11 protein-coding genes are annotated in these 12962 nt (G+C 63.9%); 5 read left to right on the top strand and 6 right to left on the bottom strand.

Annotated elements, in window-relative coordinates; translation table 11 throughout:
• Together ACXJL8_RS17970 and urtA are read left to right on the top strand one after the other, a co-directional pair.
• On the top strand, positions 1-762 hold a 762-nt coding region (locus ACXJL8_RS17970), incomplete at its 5' end, for an adenylate/guanylate cyclase domain-containing protein (RefSeq protein WP_456685344.1).
• On the top strand, positions 759-2051 hold the full coding sequence (gene urtA / locus ACXJL8_RS17965; RefSeq protein ID WP_456685343.1) for an urea ABC transporter substrate-binding protein: 1293 nt from the start codon (positions 759-761) through the stop codon (positions 2049-2051). The genes ACXJL8_RS17970 and urtA, both read left to right, overlap by 4 nt.
• 349 nt (positions 2052-2400) lie before the next feature.
• On the opposite strand, the gene lepA is transcribed toward urtA, so the two are convergent.
• Positions 2401-4212, bottom strand: coding sequence for a translation elongation factor 4 (gene lepA / locus ACXJL8_RS17960; protein WP_456619402.1), 1812 nt, complete (start codon positions 4210-4212; stop codon positions 2401-2403).
• Between the two features lie 114 nt (positions 4213-4326).
• Here lepA and ACXJL8_RS17955 point away from each other — a divergent pair, with 114 nt between their 5' ends.
• Complete coding sequence (locus ACXJL8_RS17955) at positions 4327-5952, top strand: glycosyltransferase family 39 protein (RefSeq protein WP_456619403.1); 1626 nt, start codon at positions 4327-4329, stop codon at positions 5950-5952.
• A 165-nt stretch (positions 5953-6117) separates the two neighbouring features.
• Here ACXJL8_RS17955 and ACXJL8_RS17950 read toward each other — a convergent pair whose 3' ends face one another.
• From ACXJL8_RS17950 to ACXJL8_RS17930, 5 genes are all read right to left on the bottom strand, one after another.
• Positions 6118-6444, bottom strand: a complete 327-nt coding sequence (locus tag ACXJL8_RS17950) for an HPr family phosphocarrier protein (RefSeq protein ID WP_456685342.1) — start codon at positions 6442-6444, stop codon at positions 6118-6120.
• Positions 6441-6842 (bottom strand): PTS sugar transporter subunit IIA, encoded by a 402-nt coding sequence (locus ACXJL8_RS17945; RefSeq protein ID WP_024339151.1) that lies wholly within the window; start codon positions 6840-6842, stop codon positions 6441-6443. The genes ACXJL8_RS17950 and ACXJL8_RS17945 overlap by 4 nt, the downstream gene beginning before the upstream one ends.
• Positions 6843-6975: 133 nt before the next feature.
• Positions 6976-7500, bottom strand: coding sequence for an HPr kinase/phosphorylase (locus ACXJL8_RS17940; protein WP_456619405.1), 525 nt, complete (start codon positions 7498-7500; stop codon positions 6976-6978).
• The gene (locus tag ACXJL8_RS17935) at positions 7497-9302 is read right to left on the bottom strand and encodes a stimulus-sensing domain-containing protein (protein ID WP_456619406.1); all 1806 of its coding nucleotides are present in this window, start codon (positions 9300-9302) and stop codon (positions 7497-7499) included. Before ACXJL8_RS17935 ends, ACXJL8_RS17940 begins: the two co-directional genes overlap by 4 nt.
• Positions 9303-9419: 117 nt before the next feature.
• Positions 9420-10121, bottom strand: coding sequence for a response regulator transcription factor (locus ACXJL8_RS17930; RefSeq protein ID WP_008542552.1), 702 nt, complete (start codon positions 10119-10121; stop codon positions 9420-9422).
• 241 nt (positions 10122-10362) lie between these two features.
• Here ACXJL8_RS17930 and ACXJL8_RS17925 point away from each other — a divergent pair, with 241 nt between their 5' ends.
• Positions 10363-11097 carry a HugZ family pyridoxamine 5'-phosphate oxidase gene (locus ACXJL8_RS17925; RefSeq protein WP_456619407.1) on the top strand — a complete coding sequence of 245 codons (735 nt, stop codon included), beginning with the start codon at positions 10363-10365 and terminating at the stop codon, positions 11095-11097.
• A 73-nt stretch (positions 11098-11170) separates the two neighbouring features.
• Positions 11171-12962, top strand: a 1792-nt coding sequence (locus ACXJL8_RS17920; RefSeq protein WP_456685341.1) for a tetratricopeptide repeat protein, incomplete at its 3' end; no start/stop codon positions are given.

Raw genomic sequence — 12962 nt, 5'->3', positions numbered from 1 at the left:
GCGCAGGCGCGCCAATTGCAGACACTGTCTGAGCCCGAACTCGTGCCGGTAACTTCCTACATCAGGGAAATCCACGCGCTGGGCAGTACGATGAATCTCGCGCAGCGGGCGATATGGTCGTTCGCGCACTTCGTTCCCAAAGAGATCGTCCGAGGGCTGATTGACAATTCCATCTCGACGAAGCTCGGCGGCGCAAAGCAAGACATCACGCTGGTATTCACCGATGTCCGGGGTTTCACGACGATCGCAGAATCCGCCGATCCTGACGTGCTGATGCGGCAGACGTCGCGGTACTTCTCAGTGCTGACTGAAGCATTCCTCGCTGAGGGCGGGACGGTCGACAAGTTCATCGGCGATGCCGTGATGGTGTTCTGGAACGCTCCGCATCCGCAACCCGATCATGTCGCCCGCGCCTGCCGTGCGGCGCTGGCGGCCAAGACCGCCGGTGAGCACCTTAATGCTGAATTCGAGGCTGATCGACTGAAGCCGTTCTTTACAAGGTTCGGAATTCATGTCGGCGAAGCCGTGGTTGGCAACGTCGGATCGACTGAGCGCATGAATTATACCGCTCTCGGCAACACCGTTAATCTTGCCGCGCGACTCGAAGGCCTGAACAAGGAATTTGGGACAACGATCCTGGTCAGCGAGGATGTGTATCGGCGGGTTGAGGATCTCTTCAAATTCAGGGCCCTTGATGCCGTCATTGCCAAGGGCATGACAAAAGAAACCAGAATTTTTGAACTCCTCGGAGCATCGTCATGAAGCGGACGCCGATCGCTCGCGGCATATTGTCGACGCTGCTCACAGTCTGGCTGAGCTTTGCCGCTTCAACCCTTCATGCCGGCGAAGACACGATCAAGGTCGGCATTCTGCACTCCTTGTCCGGCACCATGGCGATCAGCGAATCTGTTCTCAAGGACACGGYGCTCATGCTGATTGCGGATCAGAACAAGAAAGGAGGACTGCTCGGAAAGAAGCTGGAGCCAGTCGTTGTCGATCCTGCGTCCGATTGGGATGCCTTTGCCGAAAAGGCTCGCGAGTTGCTGACCGGGGAAAAAGTCGCGATCGTATTCGGTTGCTGGACCTCCATTTCCCGAAAAGCAGTCCTTCCCGTTTTCGAGCAACTGAACGGTTTGCTTTTTTACCCCGTTCAATACGAGGGCGAGGAGAGTTCGCGCAACATTTTCTATACGGGTGCCGCGCCGAACCAGCAGGCCATTCCGGCGGTCCGGTACCTCATGAGCAAGGAAGGCGGCGGAGTTCGCCGATGGGTTCTGCTCGGCACGGACTATATTTATCCGCGCACGACCAATCGGATATTGAGCGCCTATCTTGCTTCTGAGGGTGTGGCAGGGGAGGACATAACGACAATCTACACACCGTTCGGGCATTCCGACTGGCGCGAGATCGTTGCAAGGATCAAGTCTTGGGGTTCGGATGGAAAGCGAACCGCGGTCATCTCAACAATAAACGGAGACGCGAACGCTCATTTTTACCGGGAGCTCATAGCCCAACAGGTGAGTGCCAACAGCATTCCCGTCATGGCGCTCTCGGTCGGTGAGCGAGAATTGCTGGACATTGGCGAGAGTGGTCTAACCGGCCAACTCGCTGCCTGGAACTACTTCCAGTCGGTCAAGTCGCCGGAAAACGACGCATTCGTCAAGATGTGGGCTGACTTCAACGAGCAACGGGACAAGATCACAAATGATCCGATGGAAGCAACCTTCATCGGCTTCAGGATGTGGGCGCAGGCCGTCAGCCAGGCCGGCACAACCGACGTCAACGCGGTCCGTCAAGCCATGTACGGCCAGCGCGTAACGGCGCCGAGTGGCTTCGAGGTCGTCATGAACACCAATCATCATCTCTCCAAGCCGGCCATGATCGGCAAGCTCCAACCCACCGGCACCTTCGAAGTGGTCTGGCAGTCCAGCAGCGCGATCAGGGCGTCGGTGTGGAGCCGATATCTTCCCGAGAATGCCAAACGCGTCGCCGATTGGACATTTCCCTGGGTTTGCGGCGGGTGCATTGAGCCGACATTCAAGGACTGGTGACGGCTTTTTCCATCAGGATGAGGCCAATCGAGAAGGACAACGCCTTGGACCTTTGATTGTGACGCAACCACAGCTCGACTGGAGAGGTGCCGAGAAGGCCGTCGCCCCCCGCGTCAGCAAAGCTCGGAACGAATGACGCCTCCGCCAGCTCTCACACGCGTTGCATGATGCCATCCTGCCCCTGTTTTGCCCGACGGGTCAAATCGATTTCGAAAAATCGGAAAAGTCCAATGCCGTCAAGGGGCCGGCTACTGTGCATGGGGTTGTTTGCGCGTTTTTTGTTGGCCGGCGCCAGATACCCCGGGCCGGGCCCCATCGCGTCACGCCGAGAATGGCCTGAGCGGTCGCCTCAGCTATCCACCTTCAGCGCGGCAATGAAGGCTTCCTGCGGGATGTCGACCTTGCCGAACTGCCGCATCTTCTTCTTGCCTTCCTTCTGCTTCTCCAGAAGCTTGCGCTTACGCGTGATGTCGCCGCCGTAGCACTTTGCGGTGACGTCCTTGCGCAGCGCGCGCACGGTTTCGCGCGCGATCACCTTGCCGCCGATCGCCGCCTGGATCGGGATCTGGAACATGTGCGGCGGGATCAGTTCCTTCATCTTCTCGACCATGGCGCGGCCGCGGCCCTCGGCGCGGGTGCGATGCACCAGCATCGAGAGCGCGTCGACCGGCTCGGCGTTGACCAGGATCTGCATCTTGACGAGATCGGCCGGCTTGTAGTCGGTGAGATGATAGTCGAACGAGGCGTAGCCCTTGGAGACCGACTTCAGCCGGTCATAGAAGTCGAACACCACTTCGTTCAGCGGCAGATCGTATTTCACCATCGCGCGGGCGCCGACATAGGTCAGCTCCTTCTGCGCGCCGCGGCGGTCCTGGCACAGTTTCAGCACGCTGCCGAGATATTCGTCGGGGGTGAGGATCGTGGCCTCGATCCAGGGCTCCTGGATCTCCGCGATCTTGACCACGTCCGGCATGTCGACGGGATTGTGGATCTCGAGCTCGGTGCCGTCGGTGAGCTTCATCTTGTAGATGACGCTCGGCGCGGTCGCGATCAGATTGAGATCGAATTCGCGCGACAGCCGCTCCTGGATGATCTCCAGATGCAGAAGTCCGAGGAAGCCGCAGCGGAAACCGAAGCCGAGAGCTGCCGACGTCTCCATCTCGAAGGAGAAGCTGGCGTCGTTGAGGCGCAGCTTGCCCATCGCGGCGCGCAAGGTTTCGAAATCGTCGGCGTCGACCGGGAACAGGCCGCAGAACACCACCGGGATAGCCGGCTTGAAGCCCGGCAGCATTTCGGTGACCGGCTTCCTGTCGTCGGTGATGGTGTCGCCGACGCGGGTGTCGGCGACTTCCTTGATCGCGGCGGTGATGAAGCCGATCTCGCCGGGGCCGAGCTCGTCGACCTGAGTCATCTTCGGCGTGAAGAAGCCGACGCGCTCGACGTCATAGGCGGCGCCCGTGCCCATCATGCGGACGCGGCTGCCCTTCTTCATCACGCCGTCGACGACGCGGATCAGAACGACGACACCGAGATAGACGTCGTACCAGCTGTCGACCAAGAGCGCCTTCAGCGTCGCGTCGCGGTCGCCCTTCGGCGGCGGCAGGCGGGTGACGATGGCTTCGAGCACATCGGGAACGCCAAGGCCGGTCTTGGCCGAGATCATCACGGCGTCAGAGGCATCGATGCCGATGACGTCCTCGATCTGCTGCTTGACCTTCTCGGGCTCGGCGGCCGGCAGATCGACCTTGTTCAGGACCGGGACGATCTCGTGGTTGTTGTCGAGCGCCTGGTAGACGTTTGCGAGCGTCTGCGCCTCGACGCCCTGGCTGGCGTCGACCACCAGCAGGGAACCCTCGCAGGCCGCCAGCGACCGCGAGACTTCGTAGGCGAAGTCGACATGACCTGGCGTGTCCATCAGGTTGAAGATGTAATCCTTGCCGTCCTTGGCGCGGTAGGCGAGCCGGACCGTCTGCGCCTTGATGGTGATGCCGCGCTCGCGCTCGATGTCCATGGAATCGAGCACCTGCTCCTTGCCGGCCATTTCGCGGTCGGTCAGGCCGCCGGTCATCTGGATCAGGCGGTCGGCCAGCGTCGATTTGCCATGGTCGATATGGGCGACGATGGAGAAATTGCGGATGTTCGAAATGGGGACGGTCGTCATGGGCGCGGGATACCACTCACATCCCCGTGCGGCAACCATATTGCTGTATTTTCAGGGCCTTTCTTCACGCCAAGCTGATTCCACGGCGGCCCAAAACGCGCTACGCAACGGCTGATGTCCACGACCTCTCTTCCCACTGCCAGGGCGCGCGCGAAGACCCGGGTGAGCTTTGGCCGCTTCCGGGCCTGGCTGGTTGCCTGCGCGACCCGGCCGGAGGCGCGCCTCTGGCTGGTGATCCAGCTCGCCATCCTGCATGCCGTGCTCTGGACCTTCATCCTGATCAATCTCAAGGCAGCGCAGGACGTTCATATGGACGTCGCAGAGGCCTATGGCTGGGGCCAGAAATTCCTGCTCGGCTATGGCAAGCACCCGCCGCTGTCGGGCTGGATCGCCGGCGTCTGGTTCATGGTGTTCCCGGCGACGGACTGGGCGACCTATGCGCTCGCGATGGCGACCGTCGGCGTCGGCATGGTGATCTGCTGGCTGGTCGCGTTGCGCGTGGTCGACCCACGGCGCGCGTTCCTGGTCGTGGTGATGATCGCGCTCTACCCGATCTTCAATTTCAAGGGATTCAAGTACAACCCCGATCTGCTCCAGCTCGTCACGCTGCCGCTCCTCGTGCTCGCCTATCTCAACGCTTTCGAGAAGCGGAGCTGGCAGTCGGGCATCCTGCTCGGTCTTGCCGGCGCGCTGGCGTTGATGACCAAATACTGGGTGCTGACCATGATCGGCGCCATCGGGCTCGCCGCGCTGATCCATCCTGAGCGGCTGAAATTCCTGGCGTCGCCGGCGCCCTGGGTCGCGATCGCGACGCTCGTCGTGGCGATGATCCCGCACATCGTCTGGCTGGCGGACGCGCATTTCGTGCCGCTGACCTATGCCGGCGACACCTATAGCCTCGAGGACGGCGGCCAGGTGCATCAGCTCGTGTTCGGCTATGTCCTGCACAATGTCGCGCTGCTGGCGCTGCCGGTGGCGCTCGCCGCACTGGCAATGGCGCTGGTGCCGCCGTGGTTCACGCTGCTGTTGCGCGCGCCGTTGCGCATCGTCACGCGCGCCTGGGCGCGCGGCGCCAACGCGAGCGTCAATTTTTCGCAGGCGTTGAACGTCTGGATCATCCAGATCATCGTCGCGTTCGGCCCGCCGCTCGGCGCGCTCGCCTTCAGCATCTACATGAAGACGGATTGGGGCATCTCGCTGTTCTTCCTGGTGCCGCTGGCGCTGGTCGCGATCCCTGCGCTGCGCGTGCAGGGCGCGGCCCTGTTCAACATCGCCGCGATCTGGCTCGTGCTCAGCGTCGCGACGCTCGCTGCCTCGCCCTGGATCGCCGCGCGCGAGATCGCGGTCAATGCCGGCAACACGGCGACCTATGGCGCGCGCTCGGAGCTCGCGCGCGAGCTGACGCAGGCCTGGCACGCGCGCTTCGCCTCGCGCTGGGCGGTCGTCGCCGGCACGATGGAGTCGATCCAGCCGATGGTGTTCTACAGCCCGGATCATCCCGCCGCGTTCACGCCGAACGAGGCCTGGAATTCGGGGCTGACGTCGCTCGATGACGTCAGGAAATACGGCTTCATCGGCGTGTTCGATCCGACCGACGGCCGTCTGCCGGCCTTCGAGAAATGGGTCTCCGAGATCGCGCCGAACGCCGAGCGCATCGTGATGACGACACGCCGCTTCACCCACGGCAAGGCCGGGCCGTCGATGACCTGGAATATCTACATCGCGCCGCCGGGGAAATGATGCCTTCACCTCTCCCCGCTTGCGGGGAGAGGTCGGATTGCGCAGCAATCCGGGTGAGGGGGTACAGGTCTCTCGACGATCTCGCGTGTGGAGAGGCGCCCCTCACCCCAACCCTCTCCCCGCGAAGGGCGGGGCGAGGGAGCGCAGCACGACGCGTGGCGAGAGCTAAACCCCTTCCTCGTTGAACTTGCTTTCAACGAGCTCGGTGATCGCGGCGAGCGCGGCTTCCGCATCGTCACCGGCGGCCGCGACCGTGATTGTCGTGCCCGGTCCTGCGGCGAGCATCATCAGGCCCATGATCGAGGTGCCGCCGACGGTCTCGCCGCCGCGCGTCACCCAGACCTGCGCATTGAAGCGCTCGACCGMCTGCACGAACTTCGCGGAGGCGCGGGCGTGCAGGCCGCGCTTGTTGATGATCAGGAGCTCTTTGGACATCGCGCCCGCGGGCACGCCTGTCCCGGTCTGGTTTCCGAGCGGCGCGTCGTCGCTCATTTGCCGGCGAGCACGCGGCTGGCAATGGTGACGTATTTGCGACCCGCCTCCTGCGCCATTGCGATCGCGTCGGGCAGCGAACGCTCCTCGCGCACCTTGGCGAGCTTCACCAGCATGGGAAGGTTGATGCCCGCGAGCACCTCGACCTTCGGCCGGCTCATGCAGGATATTGCGAGGTTCGACGGCGTGCCGCCGAACATGTCGGTGAGGATCGCAACGCCGTCGCCGGAATCGACGCGGTTAACCGCCTCGATGATGTCGCTTCGACAGAGATCGGAATCATCCTCGGCACCGATCGTGATCGCTTCGATTTGCTTTTGTGGGCCCATGACATGTTCAAGCGCTGCCTTGAATTCGTCGGCAAGGCGCCCGTGGGTCACAAGTACTAGACCAATCATCGGAAAACTCCTCGCGGGCGCTTTTGGTGCACCGCACGAACGCGCCACTTTGACCATCCAGAGCCCCCGCGCAAGAGGGGATGTTGCGTATCTCCCTGAACTTAGACGGATGGATAAGGGGAGCTGCGCCGGTCTACTCGGTCGCGATAGTGGGGTTCATATGGTTACCATTTCCCTTCAAACAATCGCCTGAAGGGTTAACGGAAGATGAACTCTTGGTAGTGGTCAAGGCCGCAACAACCAGAGGGAGGGGCGAATAGTCGCGGGGGACCGGGATTCGCGGTATTTCGACACCGAAAATGCTTGTTTTCAGCGATTCTGCCGCCGGCAGGCGTTCCGCGTCCGCGGCGTCCAGATCGACCACCAGACCGACGGTCGCATGCTCCACGAAGTCGCAGCGGCGGATTCCCAGCCCCCGGATCTCGATCAGGCCGGCCAATCGTTGGGCGGGGCGGACCATAATTTCCTGGCCGACTGTCGCCAGATGGACACGGTCATCGCCGACCAGAACGGCCCTTTCGACCACGCCGGCGCGGCCGGCCATGATCAAATCGAAGGCAAGGCGCGACTTGCCTGAGCCCGAGGGCCCGCGGATCAGCACCGCCAGATCGCCGACCTTGACGGCGGAGGCGTGAACGCTGGGGCCATCTTCGCTCATAGCGCCGGCAGCCTCACCACGAAGCGCGCGCCGGCAACCGTAGGCGCGCCGTCCTCGTCCGCCGGGCCTGCGCGATTCTCGGCCCAGATGCGTCCGCCATGGGCGTCGACGATCTGCTTGGAGATCGACAGCCCGAGGCCGGAGTTTTGGCCAAAGCCCTGATGCGGACGGTCGGTGTAGAAGCGCTCGAAGATGCGCTCCAGCGCGTCGTCGCGGATGCCGGGGCCGTCGTCGTCGACCACGATCTCGATTTCTCCGCGCACGCGGCGGCAACTGAGCCGCACCTTGGCTCCGGGCTCGGAGAAGGATTGCGCGTTGGAGAGCAGGTTGGAGACCACCTGCCCGAGCCGCGAATCATGGCCGGTCACGGCGAACGTGTCGGTCGGGCCGCGGCCCTCGAAGCGCGCCTCGACCGCGACGTCGTGGCCGAGCTTGGTTTCATTGGCGACCGACACGAGCGTGGTCAAAAGGCGGCGCAGATCGACCGGTATGGCATCCTGCCGCTGCAACTCGGCGTCGAGCCGGCTCGCATCCGAGATGTCGGAGATCAGCCGGTCCAGCCGCTTGACGTCATGCTCGATCACCTCGAGCAGGCGTGCGCGGCTGTTCTCGTTGCGCGCCAGCGGCAGCGTCTCGACCGCGGAACGCAGCGAGGTCAGCGGGTTCTTCAGTTCGTGGGCGACGTCGGCGGCGAACATCTCGATCGCCTCGATCCGCTTGTAAAGCGCGTTGGTCATGTCGCGCAGCGCGCCGGAGAGATGGCCGATCTCGTCGCGGCGGCGGGTGAAATCGGGGATCTCGACGCGGGTCTTGATGCGGCGGCGGACGCGCTCGGCGCTGTCGGCGAGCCGGCGCACGGGACCCGCGATCGTGCTGGCGAGCAGCAGCGACAGCATGATCATGACGGCGGCGGCGACGCCGCCCACCTTGAGGATGGCCAGGCGCTCGGCGGTGACCATCTGGTCGATATCGTCGCCCTGCGTCGACAGCATCAGCGCGCCGTGGATGGCGCGCGAGCGCAGCACCGGGACCGCGACCGAGACGATAACCTCGCCGCGCGAATTGACCCGCACCATCGACCGCTTCTGGCCTTGGAGCGCATCGCCGACCTCGGCGTAGCCGTTGCCGTTCTCGGGCCCGAGCTCGCGATAGAGCGGCAGGTCGCCGCGGTTCAGCCAGGTGCGCACCGCGACCATGCCGCGCTCGACCATGCCGGGCTTCTCGGCGGACAACGGCGGCAGGGGGAAGCGCAGCACGTTCTCGAGATTGCGGCTGTCGAGCAGCAGGCTGCCGTTCGGGTCGTAGATGCGGGCGCGGGTCTTGGTCGGCGAGATCAGCGTGCGCAGCACCGGCGCGACGCGCTCCGGATTGATCGGGAAATCCAGCGGCGAATAGTCTTCCGAGCCGCCATAGGTCTCGCCCGGCTTGAGGTCGAGCAGGCGGTCGGGATCGATGGTGATGGCGTTGGTCTGCACGGTCGCGGAGGCCGCAATCGCGCCGGCAATGATCTCGGCCTGCACCAGAAGGCTCTGCGCGCGCGCGTCGATCAGGCCGGCGCGGAACTGCGACAGATACAGGATGCTCGCGACCAGCGCGACGAGGCCCGCCAAATTGAGCGAGACGATGCGGCGGGTCAGGCTCGAGAAGGACAGCGCGAAGAAGAACTGCCCGGCGCGCTTCAGCCAGTTCAGCGGGCGCCAGCCCTGCGCGACCGGCTTGTCCTCGGCCACATGCTCCAGACCGCCGTCGGATGCGACATCCCCGGCGTTCTGGTTTGAATCAGGCTGCGTTCGGTCAAGCAATGCTTACGCCCGCGTTGGGACCGCTCGTGCGATCGGGTCCCCGCATCCTAGAGCCCTCCCGGTTCCGATGGAATCAGAACCGGTGATGCTCGCGTCATTCGTGAAGGCGCGTGCCCCTCAGGCTTCCTTGAAGCGGTAGCCGACGCCGTAGAGCGTCTCGATCATTTCGAACTCGTTGTCGACCACCTTGAACTTCTTGCGCAGCCGCTTGATGTGGCTGTCGATGGTGCGGTCGTCGACATAGACCTGGTCGTCATAGGCGGCGTCCATCAGAGCGTTGCGGCTCTTGACCACGCCGGGCCGGGTCGCGAGCGCCTGGAGGATCAGGAATTCGGTGACGGTCAACGTCACCGGCTCGTTCTTCCAGGTGCAGGTGTGCCGTTCCGGATCCATGCGCAGCAGGCCGCGATCGAGCGCCTTCGCGTCGTTCTCCTTCGGCGCGACGGTCGGATCCTTCGGCGCCGAGCGGCGCAGCACCGCCTTGACGCGCTCCACCAGCAGCCGCTGCGAGAACGGTTTGCGGATGAAATCGTCGGCGCCCATCTTGAGGCCGAACAGCTCGTCGATCTCTTCGTCCTTGGAGGTGAGGAAGATCACCGGCAGGTCGGATTTCTGCCGCAGCCGGCGCAGCGTCTCCATGCCGTCCATGCGCGGCATCTTGATGTCGAGGATGGCGAGATCGGGTTGGGTGGTACGGAAACCGTCAAGGGCAGAGGCGCCGTCGGTGTACGTCATGATGCGGTAGCCTTCGGCCTCCAGCGCGATCGAGACGGATGTGAGAATGTTGCGGTCGTCGTCGACCAAAGCGATTGTGGGCATGAGCCTCTGCTTTCTGCTTTCCGTTTGGGTCGTGGCTTGAAACGGCGAGCAAACCAGTGATGCGCCGCATACATGGGTCCCGAACTTGGAGTTCGAACTTTGTCACCGAGCAATGCAAGCTGGGCTGAAGTGTGACCAAGTTCCGCGAGGCACGACAGATTCGCCGCATCTCGACCCATAACCGGACCCCCGTTTAGCCGAAAAAAGCCCTCCCTTGCAACCACCTGACCCGAGAAAGCCGATGCAACCGACCCCCGATTTCGACCCCGGAAAGCTCGCCAAATCGCTGCTCAGGCGCTCGCGGCAGGGGGCGCTCGCAACATTGATGGCCGGCAGCGGCGATCCCTATTGTTCCCTGGTCAATCTGGCGAGCCATCCCGACGGCTCGCCGATCCTGCTGATCTCGCGCCTGGCCGTTCACACCAGGAACATCCTCGCCGACGCCAGAGTCTCCCTGATGCTGGATGAGCGGGCCGCCGGCGATCCCCTGGAGGGCGCCCGGATCATGCTGTTAGGCCACGCAGAGCAGGCCGACGCCGAGAAGGATCTGCTCCAGCGACGGTATCTGAATGCCCATCCGTCCGCAGAAGCCTTTGTTTCCTTTCAGGATTTTTCCTTTTTCCGGGTTCGTCCGACGACAACCCATCTGGTCGCCGGCTTTGGCCGGATCGTCGATCTCAAGCCCGAGCAGTTCCTCACGGACCTTGCCGGAGCCGAGGACCTGCTGGCGGCCGAGGAGGGCGCGGTCGAGCACATGAACAGCGACCACCGCGACGCCATGGGCCTCTATGCAACAAGGCTCCTCGGTGCGGCCGAGGGCGACTGGCGCTGCACCGGTTGCGACCCCGAGGGCCTCGACATGCAGGACGGGCAAACCACGCTGCGCCTCGAATTCCCGGAGCGGGTGACGAACGGCACTGCGCTGCGCAAGATGCTGGTCCGCCTGGCCGGCGAAGCGCGGGAAAAGACGGGGTAGCTACAAATTGAACGCTGCTGCGCATCGCTGCGACCCAACACCGTAATCACCTGCGGTCACAGCGAGAGGGTTCATGGCGCGTCGTCGTTTGGCATGGGTCACCGGTTTGGCGCTTGCGATCACCGCGACGCTGGCCACGCCCGGGCTTGCCCAGAAGGGCGATCTTTCGACGCAGAGCGCACGGATCAACGCGCTCAGAGGTGCCGGCAAATATTCGGAGGCGCTGCCGCTGGCGCAGGCCATGGTGGCGAGCCTGGAGAAGACCAGCAACAATCGCGATCTCGCGGCCGCGCTCAACAATCTCGCCCAGATCTATGCGGACCAGGGTCACGACGACCAGGCCGAGCCGCTCTACAAGCGTGCCATTGCGCTGATGGAGAAGGGGACCGGTCTCGACAGCGTCGAGGTCGCGCCCCTGCTGAACAATCTCGCGGCGCTCGATCAGCGGCAGGGCCGCTTCACTGATGCCGAGCCGTTGTTCAAGCGGGCGCTCGCCCTTCGCGAAAGGGCGCTGTCACGCGAGCATCCCGATGTCGGTCAGTCCCTCAACAATCTCGCCACGTTCTATGTGAAGCAGCAGCGTCATGCGGATGCCGAGCCGCTGTTTCAGCGCGCGCTCGCGATCTACCAGAAGGCCGGCGGGCCCGAGCATCCGGCGGTCGCAACCCTCCTGAACAATCTCGGCCAGGTCTATCGCGACCTCAACCGCGATGCGGATGCCGAAGCACCGATCAAGCGCTCGCTCGCGATCCGCGAGAAGGTGCTGGGGCCGGATCACCCCGACGTCGCCCGCTCCCTGAACAATCTCGCCGGCCTCTATGAGCACCAGCAGCGCTATGCCGACGCCGAGCCGCTCTATCGCCGCGCGCTTGTCATCCGCGAACGGGCGCTCGGGCCGGATCATCCTGATGTCGCGACCTCGACCAGCAATCTCGCCTATTTCCTGTATGCGTCCGGGCGGAACGCGGATGCGCTGCCGCTCGCGGAAAAGACGCTCGCCACCAACCGCGCGCAGTTGCGCGTCGTGCTGCCGGTCCTGTTCGCCGCGCGTCAGCAACATCTGCTGCCCGACGACAAGGCGCTCGACGAGGCGCTCGCCGCGATCCAGCGCGGCACGCAATCCTCCGCCGCATCCGCCGTGAACAAGCTCGCGGTGCGGCTCGCCGCCGGCAGCGACCGGCTCGCCGAGCTCGTGCGCCGGGACCAGGATCTGGCAGCCGAGACCGAGGCGCTCGACAAGGCGATCATCGCCGCCGTGTCAAGGCAATCGGGGCAACGCGACGTCGCGGCCGAGCAACGCAGCCGCGCGCGGATCGCGGCGATCGCGAGCGAGCGCGGTGGATTGCAGAAGACGCTCGCCGTCGAGTTTCCCGACTATGCCTCGCTCTCCAACCCGCTGCCGCTCGCGGTGAAGGACATCCAGGCGCTGCTGTCGGCCGACGAGGCGATGGTGCTCTACTCCGTCGTCGACAAGCAAAGCTATGTCGTCGCGATCACGCGCGAAGGCGTCGACTGGAAGGAGATTCCCCTTGGTGCGGACGCGCTGGCGCAAAGAGTGTCCGCGTTCCGCAGAGGGCTCGACGTCGGCAAGGCGCGCGATGCCTCGGGCAAATCGGGGCTGTTCGATCTTGCGCTCGCCAACGAGCTCTATGTCGCGCTGCTCGGCCCTGTCGAGACGCTGACAAAGGACAAGCGCAGCCTGCTGGTGGTGCCCTCGGGTGCGCTGACCGCGTTGCCGTTTCATTTGCTTGTCACGGAGAAGCCGCAAGCTGCGATCCCGGACAAGCTCGAAGGCTATCGCAGCGCCGCCTGGCTGTTGCGACGGCAGGCGGTGTCGGTGTTGCCGTCGGTGGTGAGCCTGAAAT

The sequence above is a fragment of the Bradyrhizobium sp. P5_C11_2 genome, from assembly GCF_054049755.1.
The sequence above is the reverse complement of the archived record's forward strand: the minus strand, read 5'-3'. Positions and strand labels throughout refer to the sequence as shown.